23 protein-coding genes and 6 tRNA genes are annotated in these 24,938 nt (G+C 66.0%); 22 read left to right on the forward strand and 7 right to left on the reverse strand.

All coding sequences use genetic code 11. From position 1 onward, the window contains the following. Positions 1 to 72 precede the first annotated feature (72 nt). Positions 73 to 750: a VOC family protein gene (locus tag ASD71_RS26825; RefSeq protein WP_056571688.1), complete on the forward strand. Its 678-nt coding sequence runs from the start codon at positions 73 to 75 to the stop codon at positions 748 to 750. A 108-nt stretch (positions 751 to 858) separates the two neighbouring features. Here ASD71_RS26825 and ASD71_RS26830 read toward each other — a convergent pair whose 3' ends face one another. Then, positions 859 to 1,626: a phosphatase PAP2 family protein gene (locus ASD71_RS26830; protein ID WP_082579079.1), complete on the reverse strand. Its 768-nt coding sequence runs from the start codon at positions 1,624 to 1,626 to the stop codon at positions 859 to 861. Between the two features lie 169 nt (positions 1,627 to 1,795). Here ASD71_RS26830 and miaB point away from each other — a divergent pair, with 169 nt between their 5' ends. From miaB to lnt, 5 genes are all read left to right on the forward strand, one after another. Further along, on the forward strand, positions 1,796 to 3,238 hold the full coding sequence (gene miaB, locus ASD71_RS26835; protein ID WP_056571694.1) for a tRNA (N6-isopentenyl adenosine(37)-C2)-methylthiotransferase MiaB: 1,443 nt from the start codon (positions 1,796 to 1,798) through the stop codon (positions 3,236 to 3,238). Further along, positions 3,235 to 4,260 (forward strand): PhoH family protein, encoded by a 1,026-nt coding sequence (locus tag ASD71_RS26840; RefSeq protein ID WP_056571697.1) that lies wholly within the window; start codon positions 3,235 to 3,237, stop codon positions 4,258 to 4,260. Before miaB ends, ASD71_RS26840 begins: the two co-directional genes overlap by 4 nt. After that, the gene (ybeY, locus tag ASD71_RS26845; protein WP_056571700.1) at positions 4,250 to 4,723 is read left to right on the forward strand and encodes an rRNA maturation RNase YbeY; all 474 of its coding nucleotides are present in this window, start codon (positions 4,250 to 4,252) and stop codon (positions 4,721 to 4,723) included. The genes ASD71_RS26840 and ybeY overlap by 11 nt, the downstream gene beginning before the upstream one ends. A 168-nt stretch (positions 4,724 to 4,891) precedes the next feature. Further along, on the forward strand, positions 4,892 to 5,782 hold the full coding sequence (locus ASD71_RS26850) for an HlyC/CorC family transporter (RefSeq protein ID WP_056571704.1): 891 nt from the start codon (positions 4,892 to 4,894) through the stop codon (positions 5,780 to 5,782). Continuing rightward, on the forward strand, positions 5,779 to 7,407 hold the full coding sequence (gene lnt, locus ASD71_RS26855) for an apolipoprotein N-acyltransferase (RefSeq protein WP_056571707.1): 1,629 nt from the start codon (positions 5,779 to 5,781) through the stop codon (positions 7,405 to 7,407). Before ASD71_RS26850 ends, lnt begins: the two co-directional genes overlap by 4 nt. A gap of 69 nt (positions 7,408 to 7,476) precedes the next feature. Here lnt and ASD71_RS26860 read toward each other — a convergent pair whose 3' ends face one another. Continuing rightward, a complete protein-coding gene (locus ASD71_RS26860) occupies positions 7,477 to 8,484 on the reverse strand; it encodes an aldo/keto reductase (protein WP_082579086.1) in 1,008 nt (335 codons plus the stop codon). A gap of 43 nt (positions 8,485 to 8,527) precedes the next feature. On the opposite strand from ASD71_RS26860, the gene ASD71_RS28120 reads away from it, so the two are divergent. The 10 genes from ASD71_RS28120 to ASD71_RS26905 all read left to right on the forward strand — a co-directional run bounded on the left by ASD71_RS28120 (position 8,528) and on the right by ASD71_RS26905 (position 13,575). Next, the gene (locus tag ASD71_RS28120; protein ID WP_156395337.1) at positions 8,528 to 8,806 is read left to right on the forward strand and encodes a hypothetical protein; all 279 of its coding nucleotides are present in this window, start codon (positions 8,528 to 8,530) and stop codon (positions 8,804 to 8,806) included. 121 nt (positions 8,807 to 8,927) lie between these two features. After that, positions 8,928 to 9,003, forward strand: a tRNA-Ala gene (locus ASD71_RS26865). Positions 9,004 to 9,035: 32 nt separating this feature from the next. Continuing rightward, a tRNA-Glu gene (locus ASD71_RS26870) sits at positions 9,036 to 9,111 on the forward strand. Positions 9,112 to 9,174: 63 nt separating this feature from the next. Further along, positions 9,175 to 9,251, forward strand: a tRNA-Asp gene (locus tag ASD71_RS26875). Between the two features lie 104 nt (positions 9,252 to 9,355). After that, positions 9,356 to 9,431 (forward strand) — tRNA-Ala (locus tag ASD71_RS26880). Between the two features lie 34 nt (positions 9,432 to 9,465). Continuing rightward, positions 9,466 to 9,541 (forward strand) — tRNA-Glu (locus ASD71_RS26885). Positions 9,542 to 9,620: 79 nt separating this feature from the next. Then, positions 9,621 to 9,697, forward strand: a tRNA-Asp gene (locus ASD71_RS26890). A 240-nt stretch (positions 9,698 to 9,937) separates the two neighbouring features. Beyond that, positions 9,938 to 11,431 (forward strand): helix-turn-helix transcriptional regulator, encoded by a 1,494-nt coding sequence (locus ASD71_RS26895; RefSeq protein WP_056571713.1) that lies wholly within the window; start codon positions 9,938 to 9,940, stop codon positions 11,429 to 11,431. Between the two features lie 252 nt (positions 11,432 to 11,683). Then, a complete protein-coding gene (bioB, locus tag ASD71_RS26900; protein WP_056571716.1) occupies positions 11,684 to 12,703 on the forward strand; it encodes a biotin synthase BioB in 1,020 nt (339 codons plus the stop codon). Further along, positions 12,700 to 13,575, forward strand: coding sequence for an EamA family transporter (locus ASD71_RS26905; RefSeq protein ID WP_056571917.1), 876 nt, complete (start codon positions 12,700 to 12,702; stop codon positions 13,573 to 13,575). The genes bioB and ASD71_RS26905 overlap by 4 nt, the downstream gene beginning before the upstream one ends. Positions 13,576 to 13,582: 7 nt before the next feature. Here ASD71_RS26905 and ASD71_RS26910 read toward each other — a convergent pair whose 3' ends face one another. Then, positions 13,583 to 15,004 (reverse strand): MFS transporter, encoded by a 1,422-nt coding sequence (locus ASD71_RS26910; protein WP_056571719.1) that lies wholly within the window; start codon positions 15,002 to 15,004, stop codon positions 13,583 to 13,585. A gap of 86 nt (positions 15,005 to 15,090) precedes the next feature. Further along, positions 15,091 to 15,594 (reverse strand): peroxiredoxin, encoded by a 504-nt coding sequence (locus ASD71_RS26915; RefSeq protein WP_056571722.1) that lies wholly within the window; start codon positions 15,592 to 15,594, stop codon positions 15,091 to 15,093. A 247-nt stretch (positions 15,595 to 15,841) separates the two neighbouring features. Between ASD71_RS26915 and ASD71_RS26920 the strand changes: the two genes are divergently transcribed. Further along, complete coding sequence (locus ASD71_RS26920) at positions 15,842 to 16,264, forward strand: hypothetical protein (protein WP_056571726.1); 423 nt, start codon at positions 15,842 to 15,844, stop codon at positions 16,262 to 16,264. 407 nt (positions 16,265 to 16,671) lie between these two features. On the opposite strand, the gene ASD71_RS26925 is transcribed toward ASD71_RS26920, so the two are convergent. After that, the gene (locus tag ASD71_RS26925) at positions 16,672 to 17,553 is read right to left on the reverse strand and encodes a dienelactone hydrolase family protein (protein ID WP_056571729.1); all 882 of its coding nucleotides are present in this window, start codon (positions 17,551 to 17,553) and stop codon (positions 16,672 to 16,674) included. Between the two features lie 68 nt (positions 17,554 to 17,621). Continuing rightward, positions 17,622 to 21,227, reverse strand: coding sequence for a DUF748 domain-containing protein (locus ASD71_RS26930; protein ID WP_056571732.1), 3,606 nt, complete (start codon positions 21,225 to 21,227; stop codon positions 17,622 to 17,624). Between the two features lie 166 nt (positions 21,228 to 21,393). Here ASD71_RS26930 and moaC point away from each other — a divergent pair, with 166 nt between their 5' ends. From moaC to glp, 5 genes are read left to right on the forward strand one after another with little or no spacing between them, the layout of a single operon-like run. Further along, positions 21,394 to 21,882, forward strand: a complete 489-nt coding sequence (moaC, locus tag ASD71_RS26935; protein WP_056571735.1) for a cyclic pyranopterin monophosphate synthase MoaC — start codon at positions 21,394 to 21,396, stop codon at positions 21,880 to 21,882. Further along, complete coding sequence (locus ASD71_RS26940) at positions 21,863 to 22,114, forward strand: MoaD/ThiS family protein (RefSeq protein ID WP_056571920.1); 252 nt, start codon at positions 21,863 to 21,865, stop codon at positions 22,112 to 22,114. The genes moaC and ASD71_RS26940 overlap by 20 nt, the downstream gene beginning before the upstream one ends. Before the next feature lie 4 nt (positions 22,115 to 22,118). After that, positions 22,119 to 22,601 (forward strand): molybdenum cofactor biosynthesis protein MoaE, encoded by a 483-nt coding sequence (locus tag ASD71_RS26945; protein WP_056571738.1) that lies wholly within the window; start codon positions 22,119 to 22,121, stop codon positions 22,599 to 22,601. Continuing rightward, positions 22,598 to 23,119 carry a molybdenum cofactor biosynthesis protein B gene (gene moaB, locus ASD71_RS26950; RefSeq protein ID WP_056571741.1) on the forward strand — a complete coding sequence of 174 codons (522 nt, stop codon included), beginning with the start codon at positions 22,598 to 22,600 and terminating at the stop codon, positions 23,117 to 23,119. The genes ASD71_RS26945 and moaB overlap by 4 nt, the downstream gene beginning before the upstream one ends. A gap of 3 nt (positions 23,120 to 23,122) precedes the next feature. Beyond that, positions 23,123 to 24,328 (forward strand): gephyrin-like molybdotransferase Glp, encoded by a 1,206-nt coding sequence (gene glp / locus ASD71_RS26955; RefSeq protein WP_056571744.1) that lies wholly within the window; start codon positions 23,123 to 23,125, stop codon positions 24,326 to 24,328. Here glp and mobA read toward each other — a convergent pair. Beyond that, positions 24,313 to 24,933 carry a molybdenum cofactor guanylyltransferase MobA gene (mobA, locus tag ASD71_RS26960; protein WP_056571747.1) on the reverse strand — a complete coding sequence of 207 codons (621 nt, stop codon included), beginning with the start codon at positions 24,931 to 24,933 and terminating at the stop codon, positions 24,313 to 24,315. The genes glp and mobA overlap by 16 nt on opposite strands. Positions 24,934 to 24,938 lie beyond the last annotated feature (5 nt).

Raw genomic sequence — 24,938 nt, forward strand, 5'->3', positions numbered from 1 at the left:
TTCGCGCTTACCCGATCAATTTCTCCACGATCCACGCGTACACACGCGCGCGCATTCGTTACCATGCCCCACATGAAACTCTCCATCGACCACCTTGTCATCGCCGCCGCGGACCTTACCAGCGGCACCGAATATATCGCCGGCCTGCTCGGCATCGCGCCGCAGGGCGGCGGGGCGCATCCGCGCATGGGCACCCATAACCGCGTGCTGGGCATGGCGGACGGGGTGTACCTGGAAGTCATTGCCATCGACCCCGACGCGCCGGCGCCTGAGCGCCCCCGCTGGTTCGGGCTGGACCAGGGCGACGTACGCGCGCGCATCGAACAAGGGCCATTCCTGGCCCACTGGGCCGCGCGCGTGGAGGCGCCACTGGATCTGACGCGCATGCAGGCCGAACACCCCGACCGCCTGCCCCCAGCCATCGCCATGACCCGCGGCGACCTGCGCTGGCGCCTGACCGTGCCGGACGACGGCAGTCTGCCCAGGTGGCGCGAGGCGGGCTATGAAGCCGGAGAAGGCCTGCTGCCCACGCTGATCCAATGGGATGTCGAGAACCCGCCCGGTGCAACCTTGCCGCGCCAGCCGCTGCGCCTGCTGCGTCTGACCGGCTGCCATCCCCGCGCCGCGCTGCTGCGCCAGGGTTTGGCCTGGATGGGCGCGGACAGCCTGATCGACGTCGAGCAGGCCGATGGCCCGCCCCGCCTGCGCGCGCAGATCGAAACGCCGTCCGGGGTCAAAGTGCTGGCCTGACGCCCGCCGTCCATCGCCCTGCCGATCGGCGTTGCGTCCCCGGACCCGGTTACCGGACGCAAAAAAGGCCGCGGATTCCGCGGCCTTGTCTGTTTCCCGAGCGCAGGCTCAAGCCTTCTTCCACCAGCGCCACGGTGCGCGCAGCGGCCATTGGTACTTGCTGCACAGCACGCGAGGGGCCAGATAGTGCCCGACCAGCACGGCGATGCCCGCAGCCGTCATGACGTCCGACAGGTAGTGATCCAGGTTCACCAGCCGGCTGATCGCCACCAGCGCCGCCAGCATCAGGAACACCCAGCGCCAGCGCGGCGCCAGAATGCCCAGCACCACCGCCACCGAGAAGGCGGCGTAGGTATGGCTGGACGGAAAGGAATTGAACTGCTGCGCGCGCGAAAACGATTCACCCAGCCCGTAGATGCCCTGTTCGAAATACAGCTCGGGCCGTGCCCGGGCCACGCTGCGCTTGAGCAACAGCACCACCAGCCCGCCCACCGCCATCGTCGACAGCATCAGCAGGCTGCCGCGCGCCATGGCGGCATAGCTGACACGCAGCGGATTGCGCCACCCGCGCGCCAGGCCCACAAGTCCGATCACGTAGAACGCCAGCGCCATGACGATGTAATGGCCGCTTTCGCCAAGCTCGCCCACCCATTCGAACGATTGGTCGACCCCTTCCGACACCGATTTCTGGATCCAGATCGCCAGCGGCAGGTCGACCCACAGCGCGCACGCCGCGGCGGCCAGCGCCAGCGCGCACGCCAGCAGCGCCCACACGGATGCGGGGTACGGATTGCGGTATTCGTTCAGGACAGCGGAACCGGTCCCGCCAGCAAGGGAGGGAGCGGCTGCCGGAGGCGTAAGGCGATCGGAATTCATCGGTGCCGCTCGGGAGAAAAAAGAAATTTTACCGGCGCCTGCGGGCGCGCGGACCGCTATCGTAACGGCCAACGCGCGCGCATCCAAGAAACAATTCTTGGGCAAGGGTTAAAATCCGCCCTTTCCCCCTTTCCAGCCCCCGGGATCTACACCCGTCACGGCGACCATCATGCAAGAAACCTCTCTCAAGCGCGCGGGCAATGTCCCGGGCGACACCTCCGCCCCCCTGCCTTCGGCCACTCCTGGCGCCGGCTCCCCCCGCAAGCTGTACATCCGCACCTTTGGCTGCCAGATGAACGAGTACGACTCGGACAAGATGGCCGACGTGTTGCGCGAGGACCAGGGCGAGCTCGAACTGACCGACAACCCCGAAGAGGCGGACGTCATCCTGTTCAACACCTGTTCGGTGCGCGAAAAGGCGCAGGAAAAAGTGTTTTCGGATCTGGGCCGCGTGCAGCACCTGAAGAAGACCAACCCCAACCTCGTCATCGGCGTGGGCGGCTGTGTCGCCAGCCAGGAAGGCGAAGCCATCGTCAAGCGCGCACCCTATGTCGACGTGGTGTTCGGCCCGCAGACCCTGCACCGCCTGCCCGACCTCATCAAGCGCCGCCGCAACGAAGGCCGTTCGCAGGTCGACATCAGCTTTCCCGAGATCGAAAAGTTCGACAACATGCCGCCGCCGCGCGTTGAAGGCGCCACGGCATTCGTCTCGATCATGGAAGGCTGTAGCAAATACTGCAGCTTCTGCGTCGTGCCCTACACACGCGGCGAAGAGGTCTCGCGTCCGTTCGACGACGTGCTGATCGAAGTGGCCGACCTGGCGGACCAGGGCGTCAAGGAAGTGACGCTGCTGGGCCAGAACGTGAACGCCTACCGCGGCCGCATGACCGATTCCGACGAGATCGCCGACTTTGCGATGCTGCTGGAATACGTGCATGAGATCCCCGGCATCGAGCGCATCCGCTACACGACCTCGCACCCCAAGGAAATGACCCAGCGCATGGTGGATGCCTACGCCCGCCTGCCCAAGCTGGTGTCGTTCCTGCACTTGCCCGTGCAAGCCGGCAGCGACCGCGTGCTTGCCGGCATGAAGCGCGGCTACACCACGCTGGAATTCAAGTCGGTCGTGCGCCGCCTGCGCGCCGCCCGCCCGAATCTGACGCTGTCCTCGGACTTCATCGTGGGCTTTCCCGGCGAGACCGAGGAAGACTTCGAAAAGACGCTCAAGCTGATCGAGGACGTCGGCTTCGATACCTCGTTCTCGTTCGTGTACTCGCGCCGCCCCGGCACGCCCGCCGCAGATCTCACCGACGACACGCCGCAGGACGTGAAGCTGCGCCGCCTGCAGCGCCTGCAGGCGCTCATCAACGACCAGGCGGCAACGATCGCCCGCAACATGGTGGGCACGCGCCAGCGCCTGCTGGTCGAAGGCCCCTCGCGCCGCGACCCGAACGAACTCATGGGCCGCACCGAAAACAATCGCATCGTCAATTTCCCCGCGCCCGCGCGGCTCATCGGACAAATGGTCGACGTCATCATCACCGAGGCGCACACGAATTCGTTGCGTGCCCGCGTGGCCGACGTGGACCGCACTTCGCAAGAGGCTGAATGACCACACCCCGCCCCCGCGCGCGCCGCAGCATGCCCGTCATCGTCAATCTGGACGGCGACAACACCCACCTGGCCAATCTCTGCGGCCCCCTGGACGAAAACCTGCGGCAACTGGCCGACGGCATGACCGTCAAGCTGTCCCGCCGCGGCAGCCGCGTCACGATCGAAGGCGAGCGGGCCGAACTGGCGGGCCGCATCCTGCGCCGGTTCCACGAACAGGCCGTGCACCGCGCCCTGTCCATTGACGACATCCAGCTTGGATTGGTCGAGATCGGCGTGGGCCGACAGGAGGACAAACTCAAGGAAGAGCAGGCCCAGGAACTGGATGCGCTGCCCGCCCTGGACGACGAAAGCGACGGCATCGCGCTGCGCACCAAGCGCAGCGACCTGCGTCCGCGCACGCCGCGCCAGCGCGACTACCTGAACAACATCCTCAAGCACGACATCACGTTCGGCGTCGGCCCCGCCGGCACGGGCAAAACCTGGCTGGCCGTGGCCTGCGCCATCGACGCCATGGAGCGCGACACGGTGCAGCGGCTGGTGCTGACCCGCCCCGCCGTCGAAGCCGGCGAACGCCTGGGCTTTCTGCCCGGCGACCTGGCGCAGAAGGTCGATCCGTACCTGCGGCCGCTGTACGACGCGCTGTACGACCTGATGGGCTTTGAAAAGGTGCAGCGCCTGTTCGAGAAGCAGACCATCGAGATCGCCCCGCTGGCCTACATGCGCGGCCGCACGCTGAACCACGCCTTCGTCATCCTGGACGAGGCGCAGAACACGACGCCCGAGCAGATGAAGATGTTCCTCACGCGGATCGGCTTCGGCAGCAAGGCGGTCATCACCGGCGACCCGTCGCAGGTCGACCTGCCGCGCGGCCAGGACAGCGGGCTGGCGCATGCGGTGAAGGTGCTGCATGACGTCCAGGGCATCGCCACCACCAAGTTCACCAGCCGCGATGTCGTGCGCCACCCCCTGGTCGCGCGCATTGTCGACGCCTACGACCGCGCCGCCGAAGATGAAGCCTGAGCTGTCCCTGTCCGTGCAGTACGGCGTTGAAGAGGCCCGCCTGCCCCGCTGGCGCCTGCGCCGCTGGGCCGAACGCGCGCTGGGCGCCGCCTTTGAAGACGGCCTGGTCGACTTCTCGGCGGCCGAACTCAGCCTGCGGCTGGTCGGCGCGGGCGAGGGGCGCCGCCTGAACCGCGACTTTCGCGGCCGCGACTACGCCACCAACGTGCTGACCTTCGAGTACGGCGTCGACCCGCTGGGCGTGGCTCGCGGCGACATCGTCATGTGCGTGCCCGTGCTGGTGCGCGAGGCCCGCGAGCAGCGCAAGACGCTGCTTGACCACGCCGCCCACCTCACCATCCACGGCGTGCTGCATTCGTTGGGCTACGACCACATCAAGGCGCGTGAGGCCAAGCGCATGGAAGCGCTCGAAACCGCGACGCTCGCACAGATGGGCATTGCCGATCCCTACGTCACGGCCTGACCCTGTCCATCCGAACGCCGAGCTCCGGGTCAACCCTGAGAAATTGCCGGAAAATGGCATCCAGCAAGGCGCAGATCGCGTCCATTGCAGCCATTTTCCGGGCCGGCGTTACAAACGATGGGCCAGTATCGGTTATGCTGGCTCCTCCCTAACTTGTCCTCCCGGACGATGTCTGACCCTTACCCTGCTCCTGAAGCGACGCCTGCTCGCTCTGCCAAACCCGCCACCAAATCCCTCCTAGACCGCCTGCTTTCCCTCGTGCGCCGTGAGCCCGAGGACCGCGAAGGCATCAAGGCCATCCTGGAAGCCGCGCACGAACGCCAACTGCTCGACGCGGAGTCGTACAAGATGATCAAGGGCGCGCTTGCCGTGTCCGAGGGCACTGTCGGCGACATCATGGTCCCGCGTTCGCGCATGGATCTGCTCGATGTCACGCAGCCCATCCCGTACCTGGTGGCCTCGGTGATCGAAACCGCGCATTCGCGGTTCCCCGTCTACGAGGGCGATCGCGACAACATCATCGGTATCCTGCTCGCCAAGGATCTGCTGCGCTGCATGCTCGAGCCCAACATCGAACTGCGCACGCTGGTCCGCCCCGCCGTCTTCATTCCCGAATCCAAGCGCCTGAACGTGCTGCTGCACGAGTTCCGCGCCAGCCGTAACCACCAGGCCATCGTCATCGACGAGCATGGCGGCATTTCGGGCCTGGTGACAATGGAAGACGTGCTTGAACAGATCGTCGGCGACATCGAAGACGAGTTCGACGAGACCGAAGAAGTTTCCATCTTCCCCGAAGGCGAAAACCAGTGGCGCGTGCTCGCGGCCACCGACATCTCGCACTTCAACGAAGTGTTCGGCTGCCAGTTGCCCGACGACGAATACGACAGCGTGGGCGGCTGGCTGGGCGGCCAGTTGGGCCGCATTCCGCGCCGTGGCGACCATGCCGACTTCGATGGCCTGCGCCTTGAAGTGGCGCGTGGCGACGCCCGCCGTGCCATCTGGCTACGCGTCAAGCGCCTGGCCACGCCCCAGACCACAGTACCCGCCACCGACGCATGATCAGCACCCCGCGCGGCCGACTCCTGCGCGGCGCCGCCGGCCTCGTGCTGGCGGGCGCCATCCACGCCCTGACCTTCGCCCCCGGCCCGCTGCCCGGGTGGGCGCTGGCGTTCACCCAGATCGCCGCGCTGGCCATTCTGGCGCGCGTCACACTGTATGCGCCGTCGGCGCGTCAGGCATGGCTGCGTGGCTGGCTGTTCAGCTTTGCCAGCTACGCGCTCGGGCTGTACTGGATCTTCATCAGCCTGCACCGCTACGGCGACCTGGCCGCGCCGCTGGCGGTCGCCGCCGTGCTGGCGCTGTCGGCCTTTCTGGCCCTGTTTCCCGCCACCGCAACGGCTCTCGCGCGCCGCTACGCGCCGCTGGCCGCCGATTCCGGCCCGTCCCGCATTCTGGCCGCCACGCTGGCCTGGGCGGCGATGTGGGGCGCGTTCGAATGGCTGCGCGCGGTGCTGCTGACCGGCTTTCCGTGGCTCAACATCGGCTATGCGCAGGTCGACAGCCCCATTGCGGGGTGGGCGCCGCTGCTCGGCGTGCACGGCATGGCATTCCTGGCCGCGTTCGTCGCGGCGGCTGCCGCAAGCCTGTGGCAGCCCTCCCGCAAGGCCGGCATGGGGCCGCGCCATGCGCTGGCCGCCGGCGTCGCGGTGGCGCTCGCCGCGGCGGGCTGGCCGCTGTCTCGCATCGACTGGTCGTCCCCGATTGGCGACCCGCTCAATGTGCGCCTCATTCAGGGCAACATCGGGCAATCGCAGAAATTCGATCCCGCGCTGCTCGAGCAGAGTCTGCGCCGCCATCTGGAACTGACGGCCCTGCCCGCGGCACCCGGAGTGCCCGCGCCGCAGTTGGTGATCCTGCCGGAAACCGTGGTGCCCATCTTCCAGGACCAGCTCGATCCGCGCGTCTGGGAAGTCTGGCGCAACCTGGCCGGGCAACGGAACACCGTCATCGCGATGGGCGTGCCGCTGCATGACCGCGTCAACGGCCGCGAACGCTACACCAACAGCGTCATCGGCTTTGACGGCGCCACGCCGGTCGAACAACTGGTGGGCGGCAACACCGCCATGCGCTACGACAAGCGCCACCTGGTGCCGTGGGGCGAGTACGTGCCGCCCGGCTTCCACTGGTTTGTCGAAATGCTGAACATCCCGCTGGGCGACTTCGATCGCGGCGGCGAACGCCAGACGCCCTTTGCCGTCGGGGGCCAGCACATCGCGTTCAACATCTGCTACGAAGACCTCTTCGGACCCGACCTGCTGCCCGCTCTGCAACCCGGCCCCAACGGCGAACCGGGCGCGACCATACTGGTCAACGTCAGCAACCTGGGCTGGTTCGGCGATAGCTGGGCGCTGCGCCAGCATCTGCAGATCGGCCGTTTGCGCACCATCGAGACCGCGCGTCCGATGCTGACGGCCACCAACACCGGCATCACCGCCGCCATCGACGCAAAGGGCCATGTCGCGGCCCAGCTTGCGCCGCTGCAGGCGGGCGTGCTGCCCGTCTCGGTGCAGGGCATGACGGGGCTGACGCCCTATGCGCGTTTTGGAGACAAGACCGCGCTCGCGTTGATCGGTCTGGCGCTCATCGCCGCCGTGGGCAGCGCCCGCCGCCCACGCCGCAGTTGATTTCACTGCGGCTGATTTCACTGCGGCGGCTTTCACGCCGCAGTTGATTCCCGGCGCGGCCATCTTCCTTCAGGCAAACAGGTTCGCGGGCAGCGAGCCTGTTTCGTCGGGGGGTTGCAGCGGTCCGTTGCCCGCCCCCGAGACTTCAATCGCATCCGCAATGGCCTGCATGTCATCGGCATCCAGTTCCAGTTCGACCGCGCCGATCAGCCCGTCCACCTGCGACGCGCTGCGCGCCCCCAGGATGGCGCCCGTCACGCCTGGCCAAGCCAGCGTCCACGCGGCTGCCGCGGCCGCCACGGTGGCGCCGTGCCGCTCAGCAATGGGTTTGAAGGCATCGGCCAGCGCCAGGTTGCGATCCAGGTCCGGCAACCGGAAATCCGCGTGCCGCGCGCGCCAATCGTCGGGCGGCAAGGCCCGCGCACGCTCGGCGCTGAACTTGCCGGTCAGCAAGCCCGAATTCATCGGGCTGTAGACGATCACGCCCGTGCCGTTTGCCGCGCACCACGGGATCAGGTCGCTGGCCGCGGCGCGCTGGATCGCCGAAAACGGCGGCTGCAACGTGTCCACGTGCCCCAGCTGTTCCGCGGCCTGCAACTGCGCAAGATTGTGGTTCGACAGCCCGACCGCGCGGATCTTGCCGGCCTGCTTCAGATCCAGCAATTCCTGCCAGTACGCCTCCAGCGGCGTGCCATCGCCCGCCGGCCAGTGCATCTGGTACAGATCGATGCGCTCGACGCCCAGCCGCCGCAACGACCCCTCAAGCTCGCGGCGGATGCTGGACGGCGTTCCCGTGCGACGCGGCATGGCCTGCGGCTGCTCCGGCGACCACGTCAAACCGCATTTGGTGAACACGTACGGACGCTCGCTGGCGGGCATCTGGGCCAGCGCCTGGCGCACGATCGCTTCGGAATGACCCAGCCCGTAGACGGCGGCGGTGTCGATCCAGTTGATGCCGCGGTCGATCGCATGCCGGATCGCCTTGATGGATTCCGCGTCGTCCTGCGGCCCCCAGCCCACTGCCCACCCATTGCCGCCCATTGCCCACGCGCCCAGGCCGATGCGCGTGATGGCCATGTCCGTGCGGCCAAGGGCGACGGTGGGAAACGCGGTGCTGCTCATGAAGAATGGCTCATGTGTCGATTTCCTTGCCGATCCGCGGCAACATTCCGTGCTGCGCGGGCGCAAAAAAACCGCGCGCCGCAAAAAAATTCAGCCATTCACGATAGCACTTGCACAAGTCTTTGATTTTGTTGATTTCTGCACCAATCGCAGGCGCATGCCGCGGCGACCCCACCGCCAGAACCGCCCCAAATACGCCCTATCCAAGGCCATCGAACCCTCTTTTTTCGCAACTTTTTTGCTTTTTGCCGTGAAGCGACTTGCACGCCCAATTTAGTTCGTGCATAATCTCGTTTCTTCGCCAACGGCACTAAACAAAACCGGCAACGAAACAGCAAAAAACGCGCTCTAAACAGCGCGTTTAAAGCGAAAACGTTGAACGGATTGATTAGAGAAACGGGGGTATAGCTCAGCTGGGAGAGCGCTTGCATGGCATGCAAGAGGTCAGCGGTTCGATCCCGCTTACCTCCACCAGTCCAAAGCGAAGAGCAGTTCAGCAAGTCCAAGTCCCCTTCGTCTAGAGGCCTAGGACATCACCCTTTCACGGTGAGTACAGGGGTTCGAATCCCCTAGGGGACGCCAGTCTACTGGCATGCAGTAGTAGTGATGCAGTTGAAGTGATTATGTAGTTGAGTAAGCCGCTGCGGAGCGGTAGTTCAGTTGGTTAGAATACCGGCCTGTCACGCCGGGGGTCGCGGGTTCGAGTCCCGTCCGCTCCGCCAAAAGCTCTCTCGCTCAGAGTCTTTCAAGAGCTCCGTTTTCGGGGCTTTTTTGTTTTATAAGTGTGAGACCTTGTTGTTTGAAGTTTGGGACAGCAGGACGCCCTGGGGGTATAGCTCAGCTGGGAGAGCGCTTGCATGGCATGCAAGAGGTCAGCGGTTCGATCCCGCTTACCTCCACCAGTACGCAGTACAGTAGTAAAGTTGTTCGTTCCAGGTCCCCTTCGTCTAGAGGCCTAGGACATCACCCTTTCACGGTGAGTACAGGGGTTCGAATCCCCTAGGGGACGCCAGCTTCAGCTGGCAAGCAGTACAGGCTGTCTTGACACCACAGCATGGAAGTGAAGTTTGAAGTTATCAGTAAGCCGCTGCGGAGCGGTAGTTCAGTTGGTTAGAATACCGGCCTGTCACGCCGGGGGTCGCGGGTTCGAGTCCCGTCCGCTCCGCCAAGCACTTTGCGCTTACCGAACGCTGCTCGCAGCACGCACCTAAAGCTCCGGATTCCGGAGCTTTTTGCTTTTGCGCGTTCGTACTTGCTGCCGCGTTTACTTCCGCCACCCCATTCGCGCGGTGCAATCCCCTCTCGCTGTACCCCTTCCGCGAGACTCCTCCGTTTTGACCTCTGGACAGCACCGGCGCGCGGCTTCATGCTTGCGCGTAGACGCCATGCGAAGAAATAAGAGGCCTACGTGACCCCCAATGACGCCGCACCCCAAGCACATCGCCAACACCTGCAGAGCATTATCGCGGGCCTCAACGAGGGCATCATCCTGCTTGAGGCCGATGGCTCGATCGCCTGGGCCAACGCCAGCGCACTTGAGCTGCATGGCGCCGAATCAATGGAAGACCTGGGCGGCACGCCTGCGGGCTTTCGCAAGCGATATACGCTCACCTATCGCAACCATCACCGTGTGCCGGCACGCCAGTATCCGCTGGACCGTCTGGCGGCGGGCGAAGAGTTCGAAGACCTGCTGCTGGATCTGACCCGCAAGGACGATGACGAATTCGCGCGCAACCTGCTCGCGCGCGGCGTGAACCTGGACGATGGCGGCCCCATCCCCTATCGCGTGCTGATCCTGCATGACCAGACGGCGCAGATCAACGCCGAGGAACGCTTCGAACGCGCCTTCTCGGCCAATCCGGCCCCCGCGCTGATTTGCCGGCTGTCCGACCTGCGTTACGTCAAAGTGAACCAGGGATTCCTGGAAATGACCGGCTACTCGCGCGACGCCGTGCTCGGCAAGTCGGCGTACGAACTGGACGTGCTGGACGGCAGCGACGAGAAAGAGACAGACGTGGCGCGGCTGGACGAAGGCAAGACCATCCCGCAGCGCGAAGGCGTGCTGAGGCTGCCCGACGGCAGCACCAAGTTCGTGGTGGTGGCCGGCCAGCCCATCGACATGAACGACGAGCCCTGCATGCTGTTCACGTTCATCGACCTGGAAGGCCGCAAGCGTACCGAAGAGGCGCTGCGCGAAAGCGAAGAGCGCTTCTCCAAAGCCTTCCAGCTGGCGCCCGTGCCGATGGCCGTCTGCGACGGCGTCACCTTGAATGTGCTGAACATCAATGACGCCTTTGCCGCGGCCACCGGCCTGACGTTGGATGACAAGGCCGAGCAGGATCTTGTCGAACTGGGGCTGCGGCCATACGAAGGCATGCTGGCCGCCCTGAAACGCGGCGAGAGCGTCCGCAACCGCGAAGCGGTGATGGTCGCTCGGGACGGCGGCGAACTGGACTGCCTGGTGTCGGCCGAGCCGGTCATGATCGGGGGCTTGCGCCGCGTGCTGATCGTGATGCAGGACATTACCGAGCGCAAGCGGTCCGAGACCGAACTGCTGACGGCGATCGAGGCGGTGATGCAGGACACCTCCTGGTTCAGCCGCGGCATCATCGAGAAGCTGGCCCAGCTACGCCAACCCGCCCCCGCGACCCGCGATGTGGCGGAACTGGCCCAGCTCACGTCGCGCGAGCGCGAGGTCCTGGGCCTGCTTTGCCAAGGCCACGACGACGATGGCATCGCCAAGGCGCTCAAGCTGTCGCGCAACACCGTGCGCAATCACGTGGCCACGATCTACAGCAAGATCGGCGTGCATCGGCGTAGCGCCGCCATCGTCTGGGCGCGGGATCGGGGCATCACCGGCCACGAAAGCGCGCGCAACCGGGACAAACCGGCAAAAACTTGAGTGGCGCAGGTCGGATTTACAATTTGAATCAAAATATCCGCCCCCTTCGCATCGGCGAAGATGCCGCCGAGTTAGAACGGCAGGCCGCTCAAAAACGGCCATTTTCTTTGAAACAACCCCCAATTCTGCACTAAATCCCGCTTAATCGACCGCATTGCACAAAGCGGCCGCCCTTTCTTACGATCCGCCGATCCCGCCCCGGCCATCAGGCCAGCGGCCCCATCCCCGGTTCGAACGAAGGAGCCTCCGACCATGCAGACTGCGTACATTCCCGTCCCGACAGCGCCCAAGCGCCTGCCCGCCTCGGCATGGACTGCCGATGCCATCCTGGCGCTCTACGAGCTGCCGTTCATGGACTTGATGCACCGCGCGCAGCAGGCGCACCGCGCCCATTTCGATCCCAACGCCATCCAGTTGTCGAGCCTGCTGTCGATCAAGACCGGCGGCTGTCCCGAGGACTGCGCTTACTGCCCGCAGTCATCGCACTACGACACCGGTGTGGACGCCGACAAGCTGATGCCGCTGGAAGACGTGGTGGCCGCGGCGCGCGCGGCGCAGGCTGGCGGCGCCCAGCGCTTCTGCATGGGCGCCGCGTGGCGCAGTCCCAAGCCGCATCACCTGGACGCCGTGGCCGAGATGGTCAGCGCAGTCAAGGCGCTGGGGTTGGAAACCTGCGTGACGTTGGGCATGCTGAGGGACGGCCAGGCCGAGCAGTTGAAGAACGCGGGCCTGGACTACTACAACCACAACCTGGACACCTCGCCGGAGTTCTACGGCAAGATCATCTCCACGCGCACCTACCAGGACCGTCTGGACACGCTGGACCGCGTGCGCGACGCCGGCATTAGCGTGTGCTGCGGCGGCATCGTGGGCATGGGTGAATCGCGCCGCGAACGCGCCGGGCTGATCGCCCAGCTTGCCAGCATGGAGCCGTATCCCGAATCCGTGCCCATCAACAACCTCGTGCAGGTGGAAGGCACGCCGTTGTCCGACGTGGAGGCCCTTGATCCGTTCGAATTCGTGCGCACCATCGCGGTGGCGCGCATCGCGATGCCGCGCGCCGCCGTGCGGCTGTCGGCCGGACGCGAGGCGATGGACGATGCGCTGCAGGCGTTGTGCTTCCTGGCGGGCGCCAACTCCATGTTCTACGGCGACGCGCTGCTGACCACCGCCAATCCGCAGATGGCGGCTGACCAGCGCCTGCTGGACCGCCTGGGCATGCGGGTCGACGCCACCGCACACGACCACCAGGAAAAGACAGCATGCCGTTGACGCCCGGTCTTTTGTATCTAGCGGCCAGCGTGGCCTGCAGCGTCACTGTGGCCGTGATGCTCAAGCTGGCGAGGCGTTGGCAAATAGACGTGCGCCAGGCGATCGCCATGAACTACGCCGTGGCCGCCCTGCTCTGCTGGCTGATCCTGCGCCCCGACGCGGCGCGCCTCCTGGCGCCGCAAACGCCGTGGCTGGTGCTGGCCGCGTTGGGCGTATTGCTGCCCAGCATCTTCCTGGCCATGGCGGCCGCGTTGCGGCATGCAGGCATCGTGCGCAGCGACGCCGCGCAGCGCCTGTCGCTCTTCATTCCGCTCCTGGCCGCGTTCGCGTTGTTCGGGGAGCCGGTCACGGGGCGCAAGCTGGCAGCCATCGCGCTGGCCTTCGCCGCCCTCTTCTGCCTGCTGCGCCAGCCGCCGCGCATTCGGTTATCCGACGCCACCGCGGCCGAGGACCGGCGCGCGATGTGGTTGTGGCCGCTGGTGGTCTGGGCAGGCTATGGCGTGATCGACATCCTGTTCAAGCAGGTCGCGCGCACGGGGACCGCGTTTGCGGGCGGCCTGCTGCTGGCGTTCCTGTTGGCGGGCGCGCTGATGCTGGCGTATCTGCTGTGGCGACGCGTACGTTGGCAGGCGCGGCATCTGGCCGCCGGCGTGGCGTTGGGGCTGGCCAACTTCGGCAACATCCTGACCTACGTGCGCGCCCACCAGTCGCTGCCCGAGCACCCCGCGCTGGTGTTCGCGTCAATGAACATGGGGGTGATCACGCTGGGCACCCTGGTGGGCGCCCTGGCGTTTCGTGAACCGCTCACGCGCGTGAACGTGCTGGGCATTGCGCTGGCGCTGTCCGCCATTTTGCTGATGACGCCCTGGTAGGGGCGTTTCACGTGCCGGTGCGCCGCTGGCGTTCGGGTTCGGATTCGGCTTCGGATTCGGATTCGGCGTCGTTGGATCCGTCCAACGGCGCTTCCGCAGCGATCGGCTCTGCGGGCGCCGGTTCCGCGACAACCTCTGGCGGGGCCGGCGCCGCGGACGGATCCGGCTGCACCATTTCCATGGCGATGTCGTTCTCGGGATCCACGCGCGGATCCAGCACTGCCGCCGCGGGCGAGCTTTGCAACGTGTCGGGCATGGGCACGAAGTGCGTCGGCGCCTCGTCGACCTGGTGCGCGCCGGTGACGCGCGTCGGCCGCACCTGCCAGACCAGAATCACGGCGCACGCCGAGATGAACACATAGTACATAGCGGGTCCGCCCAGCGACATCATCAGGCCCGCGATCATGGGCCCGACACAGGCGCCCAGGCCATACGTCATCAGCAACACCGCCGACAGGCTGACGCGCCGTTCGGATTCGACGTGGTCGTTGGCAAAGGCCGCGCCCAATGGATAGAGCGTGAACTGCAGGATGCCGAAGATGCAGGACATGGCCACCAGCGCCCAGAACGGCAACGCAATCCAGCCCCACATGACAGCGGGCAGCAAAACCAGCAGCAAGGCGTTGAAGCGGATGAGGCCCGCGCGGTTGATACGGTCGGACAGCCAGCCCATCGGCCACTGCGACAACAAGCCCGCGGTCACGGCGGCGGCGACGAAGATGGCGGCCTGCGACGTGGTCAGGCCATTTTTGGCGCCATAGACGGCGGCCAGGCCGTAAAACGCGCCGGACAGGTTGCCCGCCACGAACAGCACGGTCATCGACAGCGGCACGCGCCGCATGAAGAAGCGCACGTCCAGCGGCGCGGGCAGCGGCGTCGGCGGGTGGGACCGGGCCGTGACGGCAAGCGGCACGAGGCACAGCACGAGGCACATGGCGACCAGGGTAAGCGGGCGCAGGTCCAGCGTGGCGTAGGCCGTGAGCGCCAACTGGCCAAGTACGGTGCCCAGGCCGGAGACGACCATGTAGACAGAGAACACGCGGCCGCGCTGGTGGTTTTCGGTCTGTTCGTTGAGCCAGCTCTCGATGACCATGAACTCGGTCACCATGACGATGCCGGAGACGATGCGGAACACCAGCCACATGGGCATGGAGTCGACCAGCGTCTGCGCCAGGATCATGCTGGTGGCAATGGCCGCGCACGCGACGAACGCGCGGATGTGGCCGACGCGGATGATGAGCTTGTGTCCAAGCCGCGCGCCGCACACGAGCCCGAGGTAGTAGCCGGCGATCAGGGTGCCGATCCACACTTCGCTGACGGACTGCGCAGTCAGCCGCAGGCCCATGTAAGTATTGAAGAGACCCGTGCCGATAAGCATCAGCAAGGTCGCAAAATAAAGCGACGAAAACGAAGAGATCGTGGAGAGCATGGCGTCGACAACCGCTGCTGGCTTTCAGCGCCGCGGGCCGCCGGGGCGGCCCGCAACACTGGCGGTAAAACAGGAACCTGCGGGGATCAGGCTTGCGAGAGCATGGTGGCCGCGTCGCTGACTTCAAACTTGCCAGCGGCTTCCACGTTCAGTTGCTTCACAACACCGTCGACAATCAGGGCGGAGTAGCGCTGCGAGCGCACGCCCATGCCGCGCTGGACGAGGTCCAGTTCGAGGCCGAGTTCCTTGGTCCACAGCGCGGAGCCGTCGGCCAGCATGCGAACCTTGCCGTCGGTCTTCTGTTCGCGTCCCCAGGCGCCCATGACGAAGGCGTCGTTGACGGACACGCACCAGATTTCGTCGATGCCCTTGGCCTTGAGGGCAGCGGCCTGTTCGACGTAGCCGGGCAGATGCTTGGCCGAGCAGGTGGGCGTGAAGGCGCCCGGCACGGCAAACAGCGCAATGGTCTTGCCGCGGGTCAGGTCGGCCACCTGAAACGCGTTGGGGCCGAGCGAGCAGCCAGCGGTTTCAGTTTCGATGAATTCGGTCAACGTGCCATCAGGCACGCGATCGCCGACTTTGATCGTCATGTAGATCTCCAGAATGAAAGGGGGCAATGCATTGAGGCAGGAGCGCCTCACAGCCCCCATCATAGTTCGAGCGAGGCCGGCTTGCTGCCTTTGGCGGAAGGCGAAAAGAAGATGAACAGTTCGAAACGACTCCACACGGCGAGTACACGGGGTGGAAACGCGCGGTTGCCATAATGCCGTGTTAGATATCGCCCGCTGCGTCCGCGAGAGACCGAACACTGTGGCGGGTCTTACCAGGAGACTTTCGATGCGCAAATTCCTGACCGGGCTGGCATTGACGCTGGCCGCTGCTGCCCCGGCGTGGGCGGCCCCCGATGCTGCGGAGCAGGCTCAATACGACTCCTTCGTTATCGCCGCTGGCGCTTCCAACGGCGCGGCGCGTTCGTGCGGGGCTTCAGAGCCTGATCTGGCGCAGCATCAGGAGACGGCTCGCAAGAATCTGACGCGGTATGCCGAGGAATATGGGTTTCCCACTGGCGGCTTCGATGCGGCGTTTGCCAAAGGGCAGGCCGACGGGAAGACGATGATGGAGGAGATGAAGCGGTCTGGTGTGGATGGGTGCCGGGGTGTGCTGGGCGGGTTTCAGAGCGAGCGGGTGATGAAGTACGAGGATATGAAGCGGGCGCTGGCGGAGGTGAGTGATGGGCTGCCGGGGGAGAAGGCTCGGTAATTCCTTGAAAGCCTGGGATCCTGGTTTGGATGATTTGAGTTCTTTCGACGCCCGGCACATCGGCCTTTCAGCGCGCGTGGGTCCACGATAGCGGCCCGGAGCCTTCGCTCCGGGCTTCCCCTTCGTCATCTTCGTTGTCGCCTTCGGCGACTGCCTTCAGATTCCCTCGGGCTTATCGACGCCCCACGCGCGCTGAAAGGCCGATGCACCGGGCTCTTATTTCGAATGCTGGACATCGCCGGGGCGGCCGTGTTCTTGAGGTTCTAGCCGCGTTCCGTGAGCAATGGAATATCTCGCGGTGCCCGCCCCCGGTCGGCCGCGCGGGCGGCCTTCGGGGGCTTACGCAGAGTCTTGTATCGGAGTACTGCCGCTGCGCGTCTAGGGGCCTTCCCGTGGGCTTGGGTTTTTTACAACCCGTTCTGCTTGAACCAGTCCAGCATTCGCGTCCACGCCTGTTCGGCTTCAGCCTTGCGGTACGACGGCCGGTAATCCGCGTGGAACGCGTGGCCGGCATCGGGGTAGATGTCGATGCGGGAGGCCTTGGCGGCGGCGGAGCCCTTGGCGAGTTCGACGCGCATGCGGTCGACGTCGGCCTGGGAGATGCCGGCGTCCTTGCCGCCGTAGGCGCCGAGGACCGGGGCTTTCAGGTCATTGACGATCACCAGGGCCGACTTGGGTTTGAGTTCGGTCGGGTCGCCCGCCAGTTGGCCGTACCAGGCGGCGCCGGCCTTGAGTTTGGGGTTGTGGGCGGCGTAGAGCCAGACCTGGCGGCCGCCCCAGCAGAAGCCCAGGATGCCCAGACGGTCGGGATTGCCGCCGTTGGCGGCGGCCCAGGCGGCAGTGGCGTCCAGGTCGGCGATGACCTGTTTGTCCGGGACCTTGCTGACGATCTCGGCCTGCAGTTTGGGGATTTCGGTGTACTTGGACGGGTCGCCCTGGCGCGCATAGAGTTCCGGCGCGATGGCGAGGTAACCCTGATGCGCCAGGCGTCGGCAGACGTCCTGGATGTATTCGTGCACGCCGAAGATTTCCTGGACGACGATGATCGTGGGCAGATTCTTCTTGCCATCCGGCGCGGCGCGGAAGGCCGGGATCTTGCCATCGGAGGTGGGGATTTCGATCTTGCCGGCCACGAGGCCCTTGGCGTCTGTGGTGATGACGGTTTGCGCCGCCACCGGGCCTGCCGCCAGCGAGAAACCCGCCGCCGCAGTGGTGGCGAGGAACCCTCGGCGGTCCAGCCGCAAGGGCGGGAGCAGGCTGTCGAAGTGCGCGTCGTCCTGGTCTTTCATCGAAAATCTCCTGGTAAAAGACGGGCACGGAGGGACGCGCCTAGCGTCCCTGCCTGAGCCCGCCGAGTTCACTTCAGGGAGAAGTCCACGCGTGAGGGTTGTCCCTCGTCCTTGATGCCATCGGCGTCCAGCTGCGGCGCAACGATGAACACGCGATCCGCGAGTCCTTCCTGGGCTTGCAACTTCTCATAAACAGCCTGCGCGCGGGCATCGGCCAATTGGCGCAGTTGCTCCTCGCCGACCGGGGCCGCCGCGCGCAGCATCGCTTCCATCTCAGCGGCCGGGATGGATTTGGCCATGCCGATGAAGTTGCGCGGTTTGTCCTTGAGGTCTGCGTCATCGTAGACGGCTTCGAGGTACTTGGCACGTTCCGCGTTGGAGACCGTGACGCCCTTCGGGTCGGGCTTCTTGCCGCGCGGCGCGACGTCGGCGGCCTTGGCGGCGCGGATCTTGGCGTCGACCCAGGCCTGGCGCAGGCCGTCGGTGTCGGTCTTGGGGTCTGCACGGCCGCTGATGTCCATCTTGAGGGCCGGGCGGTCGGTGAGCGCCTTGGTGAGCGTGTCGATGCGCTGGAGGGTGTCGTCGGTGAGGACGACGCTGCCGGGCGCGAATTCGACATAGGACAGCTCTTCGCCGCCGCCGAACGCGGAAGCGAGCAGGCTGAAGGGCGAGGTCACGGCCTTGACCACCAGATTCATCAGCACGCGCACGACGATGCCGCCGACCGAGAACTCGGGGTCGTCGAGCGAGCCGGCGATGGGCAGCCTGATGTCGATGTTGCCGCGCGAGTCCTTGAGCAGCGCCACGGCGAGCAGCACGGGCAGCTTGGTGGCGTCGGGGCTGTTGGTCTTGTCGCCGAAGGTGAGCTGGTTGAGCACGACGTGGTTGGAGGCCTGCAACGCACGGTTCTTGATCTTGTATTCCAGGTCGACCGAGAGCTTGCCGCGCTTGATGGGATAGCCGACGTACTTGGCCGAATAGGTGTTGAAGCGCGGCAGGTCGACGCCCTTGGCGGAGGCCTTCAGGTCCAAGGAGAGGTATTGGGCGAAAGGCTGCACGACGCCGCTGATGGAGAGCGGCGCCGTGGTGTACACCCGTCCCGTGACCTTGACCTTGGCGGGCTGGGGATTGGTGGAGGAGACGGCGGTGATATCGCCTTCGATGCTGGACAGTTCGGCGACGTAGTTGGGCTTGACGAAGCGGTCGGTGAAGGTCATGCGGCCGCGTGTCAGCGTGACGCTATTGACCGAGATGTCGGGCATGGCGCTCGCCCCGCGGCCCCTGCCAGAGGAAGTGGACGCGGCGGCAGCCGGCGGCGCGGCCGGCGTATCGGCGCTGCGTCCGGGGGTCTGCGTGTCCTGCGTGATGGAGCCGCCGGCCTGTCCGGGCGCGGCCACCAGATCCATGACGTTGAGCCGTCCTTGCGCATTGAGCAGAATGCGGCCGTAGAAGTCTTCGAGGACGATGTCGCCCAGTTTGGCGCCGATCTTCTCGCCCGCCACGGAGATGTCCATGCCGGTGAAGCCGAGGCGCTTCCAATTCAGGAAGTCGTCCTTGTTGACGCGATCCTGCAAATCCAGGTCGGTGACGTCGACGGCGCCCTTCCAGACGGCCTTCATCGGCGCGTTGCCGGCGGCGGCGGTGAATTCGGCGTTGCCCTTGGCGCCCAGCGTGACGGCGCGGACGGTGGCGTTCAGGCTGGAGGCGAAGTACGGCGCAAAGCTGGCGACGTTCAGGCCGGACAGGTCGACGGCGGTCTTGAGCGTGAGCGGCTGCGGCGTGAAGACGCCTTTGAGATCCAGCTTGCCTTCGCCCTGGACGCCCGCGGCGGCCACCGTGAAGTTGCTGGGGCCGGGCCCGAGGGCGAGGCGGTCGGCGGTGATTCGCAACGACTGCATCGCGACGTCCAGCGCGGGCTTGAGCGATTCGTCGCGCGCCTTGAACTGGGTCAGGTCGGCCTGGACGGCCGTGGCGGACGCGTCGATCGCACCGCCCTTTTCACGTACATGGAGCTGCGCGGTGGCGCCCAGCCGGCCATCGAGCAGGCTGATGGGCGCGGCGCTGCGTACGGCCGGCGCCAGCGGCGCCAGCGCGACGTTGCCCAGGCGCACGTTCATGTCGAGCGACAGCGGCTTGATGACCAGCGGCCCTTTGGCGCGCAGCCAGCCGCCGTCGGCGCTGTTGTCCATGGTCAGCCACAGGTTGATGGGCCGGTCCGGCTGCTGCGGCAGCTCGACGCCTTCGACAGTGGCGGCCAGGCCGGTCATCACGTAGTCGAGCTTGCTGACCGCGTCGGTGACGTAGACCTCGCCTTCGTGCAGGTTGAAGGCATCGAGGGTGACCTTCCATTCGGTGGGCGCGGCGGCCGGGTCAGCGGGTGGTTGCGTGTCCGGTGATTGTCCGGCGGGCGCTTGTCCCGCGGGCGCTTGCGCCGTTGAGGCCGTGCCCGCGTCAGCCTTGGCGGCGGGGGCTGGCGTCGAAGCCGATGACGTAGCCGAAGACTGTGCTTCGGGCGCAGCCGGCGTCCCGCTCGCGGCCAGTGGTTTCAAGCCGCTGGCCTTGCGCATTTCATCGCGAACGGGCGTCGCCGTCGGCTCCACGCCGCCCAGCGCCTTCAGCCCGGCGACAACATCCTGCCAGTTCAGATGTTCATTGGCATGACGCCGCACGTGAATCTGCGGCGCCCACAGCCCGACCTCGCCAATGTAGACCTGTCGCGCGATGGGCTCCAGTTCCAGCCGGCTGACGGTCAACGCGCTCCACGCGGCCAGATTGCCGCCGGACGGATCCCGCACGTCCAGGCGGCGCAAGCCCAGGTCGCCGACCACGCGGATCTTGGGCGGCGCGTCCTTGGGCTGCTCGAAAACGACCTGCAGGTTCGAATCGAGCAGCGCGCTCTCGACCTTGAACGGCAGCGGCATGGGCCAGACGTCGGCCCATTTTTCGAGCTGCAGGCCATCGAAGGCGACGCGCAGCGTGGACGAGGGCACCACGTCGAACGGACGCGCCACGCCGGTCAGGTCGAAGGGACTGCCGTTGATGCGCAGATGCAGGCGCGGCTGCACGTCGATGTCGGTGGCGTAGCCGAAGGTCGAGATAAACGGGATGCCGATGGTGAATTCGTCCACGACCTGCTTGCGGCCGGTGACCTTGTCGTCCAGCGTGATCGTGCCGTTCTCGATCACCATGTTGTTGAGCGAGAACCGCGGCAGGCCTTCGTCCGGTTTGGGCGGCTCGTCGGGCTTGGCGGCGGCCAATTCGGCGACGCGTTGTTCTATGTCAGAGAAATTGAAGCGCAGGACGTCTTCGCGGACGATGGCAATGTTAGGCTGCCGCAGCGTCAGACGATCGACCACCGGCGCAAACCAGAACAGCGATGTCCACGATGCGCTGGCATCCAGTTCGGCCAAGGTCAGCAGCGGTGTCTGCGCGCCAGGTTGCGCCACAGCCAGGTCTTGCGCGCGGACGGTCAGCGTGAAGGGATTGAACGTGATCTTGCCGACGGAAACGTCGCGCCCGATCATCTTCGAGACATCGTCGGTCAGGACGCCGTGCAGCACCTTCGGCACTTGCCAGGCGGCAACGCCAAAGAGAATCAGCACGAACGCCACAATACCCAGGAGAATCTTGCCGGCGCGTCGGGTGAACCGTAGCTTGGGCATCCGCACGGGCATTGAAAGTCTCCTGATACATATTGAAGGCGATCCAACCTTCCACTGACTGCAGGCGCGATTATCGCGCCCCCTTTAACGCTCGTCTATCATAGGCGGAACAGCGGACCCTGCCGGCCTGCCCGGCCCCGCTCTTTTCATTCATTAACAATTCTTGATCCCGATTTCCATGTCCGAGACCACCCCCACCTTGAGTCACCTGGACGAAGCCGGCCAGGTCCGCATGGTCGACGTCATCGCCAAGACGGATACCGAGCGCGTGGCGATCGCCGCCGCCACCATCCGCATGAACGCCGTGGCCTATGGCCTCCTGACCCAGCCGGGCCAGGGCAAGGGAGAGGTGCTGAACACGGCGCGCGTGGCCGCGATTCTGGCCGCCAAGCGCTGCGCCGACATGATCCCCCTGTGCCACAGCCTGCCGCTGTCCTTCGTCGGTGTGGAATTCTCGCTGGACGACGCCGAGCATCGCATCGACATCCTGTCCACCTGCCGCACCAGCTACAAGACGGGCGTCGAAATGGAAGCCATGATGGCGTGCAGCGTTGCTGCGCTGACCATCTACGACATGTGCAAGGCGGCCGACAAAGGCATCGTGATCGAACAAGTTCGTCTTAAGTACAAGGCGGGAGGTAAAAGTGGTGAATGGCGCAACGATTAATCTGCTGTACTTCGCGCGCGTGGCCGAACTGGTCGGCAAGCGCACCGAAATCTGGCCCGTGCAGGGCGAATCCACCGGCGCGCAACTGCTGGCCGCGCTGGGCGAACGCTATCCCCAGCTGGAACCGGCCACACGCCTGAAGCTGGCCATCAACCAGACACACGCCAAGCCCACCGCCCCGATCCGCGCCGGCGACGAAGTCGCGGTATTCGAGCCGGTCACGGGGGGCTGACGCCATGATCCGCGTCCAGGAAGCCGACTTCGACGGCGCTTCGCTCACCGCCGCGCTGCGGGAATCCGCCGGTCCCGGGGTGGGCGGCATCGTGACCTTCGTGGGCTATGTACGCGACTACGCGCCGGACACGCCCACCGACACGCTCTATCTTGAACACTATCCGGGCATGTGCGAGCGCGAGCTCGAAGACATCGCCGCCACGGCCCGCGCGCGCTGGAATCTGGCCGGCACGGTCATCGTGCACCGCGTGGGCGCGCTGCACCGCAATGCGCAGATCGTGTTCGTGGCGGCGGCCAGCGCCCATCGCGGCGACGCCTTCCGCGGCTGCGAATACATCATTGACGCGCTCAAGACGCGCGCGCCCTTCTGGAAGCGCGAAACCCTGGCGGGCGGCAACAGCTTCTGGGTGGAACAGCGCCAATCCGACCAGGACCGCACGGATGCCTGGGACGAAGACACTGCCGACAAAAAGGAAAATCCATGAGCGAAGCCATTCCGATCCCGTTGGGCTGCGGCGTACTGACGATCAGCGACACTCGCAGCGCGGGCGATGACACGTCTGGCAACCTGTTGGCGCACAGCCTGGCGCAAGCCGGCCACCAGTGCGTCCGGCGCGACATCGTGCGCGATGACATCTATCAGATCCGCCGCATCATCAGCGACTGGATCGCCGACCCCGAAGTGCAGGTCATTCTGACCACCGGCGGCACTGGCTTCTCGCATCGCGACCACACGCCGCAGGCCATCATGCCGCTGCTGGACCGCGAGATCCCTGGCTTTGGCGAACTCTTCCGCCAGATTTCCTACACCGAGATTGGCAGCTCCACGATCCAGTCGCGCGCGTTCGCGGGGTCGGCCAACCAGACGCTGATCTTCTGCCTGCCGGGCTCTAACAATGCGTGCGAGACCGCCTGGACCAAGATTCTGCGCGAGCAGCTCGACAGCGGCCATGGCCCCTGCAATTTCGCCTCACAGTTCAAGAACCGCGAAGAAGAAGCCTGACCCATGCTGGATTTCGATCAAGCCCAGACCCTGCTGGCCAACGCCGGCGCCCCCCTCCAACGCATCGAGCACGTCGACCTGGCGCAGGCCAGCGGCCGCGTGCTCGCCAGCCATCTTGACGCCACGGTGGACATTCCGCCGGCCGACAACAGCGCCATGGACGGCTACGCGCTGCGCCTGGCCGACTGGAGTCCCGAGGCCCGCCTGCCCATCCAGCAGCGCTGCTACGCGGGCGACGTGCCCGAGCCCCTGAAGCCCGGCAACGCCATCCGCCTCTTTACGGGCAGCGTGATTCCGGCGGGCGCCGACGTGGTCGTCATGCAGGAAGACACGACCGAAGCCGACAACCACGTGCAGATTTCGCGCGAACCCCGGCCGGGCCAGCACATCCGCCGCCGCGGCGAAGACACGATGGCCGGCGCCGCGCTGCTGCCGGCGGGCACGCTGCTGCAGGCCGCGCACGTTGCACTGCTGGCCTCGCAGGGCATGGCCACCGTGCCCGTCTACGGCCAGTTGCGCGTCGGCATCCTGACCACCGGCGACGAACTCGTCCTGCCGGGCCAGCCGCGCGCCACGGAACAGATCTACAACTCCAACGGCCCGATGCTGGCGGCGATGGTGCGCGGCATGAGCGCCCTGCCCGTCCACGTGCTGCACGCGCGCGACACCGAGGCCGACCTGCAGGCCGCCTTCAAGACCCTGCTGGCCGATTGCGATCTGGTCCTGAGCGTGGGCGGCGTGTCGGTGGGCGAGCGCGATCTGGTCAAGCCCGCGCTGGCCGCGCTGGGCGGCGAGCTGTCGCTGTGGAAGGTGCGCATGAAGCCCGGCAAGCCGGTGGCGCTGGCGCAGATCGACGGCAAGCCCGTGGTCAGCCTGCCCGGCAATCCGGTGTCGGCTTATGCCGTGTTCGCCACGCTGGTAACGCCGCTGATGCGCCGCATGCAGGGCCGCGAGGACATCTTCCCGCCGGTCAGCCAATTGCCTCTGCGCACCGCGCAGCCGCGCCAGGATGGCCGCGAGGAATTCCTGCGCGTGCAATGCCGCGTGGCGGACGAAGGCGGCAGCGAGCTCGTGCCGTACGGTCATCAGGGGTCGGGCGTGATCAGCTCATTGCCGTGGTCCACGGGTCTTGCGCGCCTGCCAGCGGACGTGCTGGTGCAGGACAGGGACACGGTCGCTTACTACGACCTGCGTCACTGGCTGGCGTAGCGTTCAGCCAGCGCCAGCTCTTCTGGCGTATTGACGTTCATGAAGGCATGCGGCGGCGCATCGTCGAACACCGCTTCGACCGCGCCCGCCCTTGCCTGCCACAGCCCGACCTTGCGATCGCCGCCACGCAAGTAGGCCAGCAATTCAGGTAGCAATGCCGTGCGCAGCGCCATGCAGGCGGAATGCCGTTGGCCTTGGGCGACGGCGTAAGCCATCGGCGCACTGGCCGCCCGCGCCGCGCCGATCAGGCGGCTTGCCAAGTCGGCGGGCACGAACGGGGTGTCGCACGGTGAGACAACCAGCCATTGCGGCGTGGCGGTATCTTGCGCAGAAACCGCCGACAACGCCGCCGCGATGCCCATCAATGGGCCTTGCCATTCGCCCAGTTCAGGCGCGCCGTCCGCAACAACCTCGCCGTATTGCGCATACACCGGCGCGTGCCGGTTCGCGCTGATGATCAAGCGTCCAACCTGCGGCGCCAGGCAACGTGCCACATGCGCCACCATCGGTTCGCCGCGCAAGACGACCAGCCCTTTGTCCTGCCCGTTCATGCGGGTGCCCTGGCCGCCGGCCAGGATCAACCCGGCGACAGCACCACGTGCCAATGAAG

It is taken from the genome of Achromobacter sp. Root565 (assembly GCF_001427425.1).
GTDB lineage: Bacteria > Pseudomonadota > Gammaproteobacteria > Burkholderiales > Burkholderiaceae_B > Achromobacter > Achromobacter spanius_D.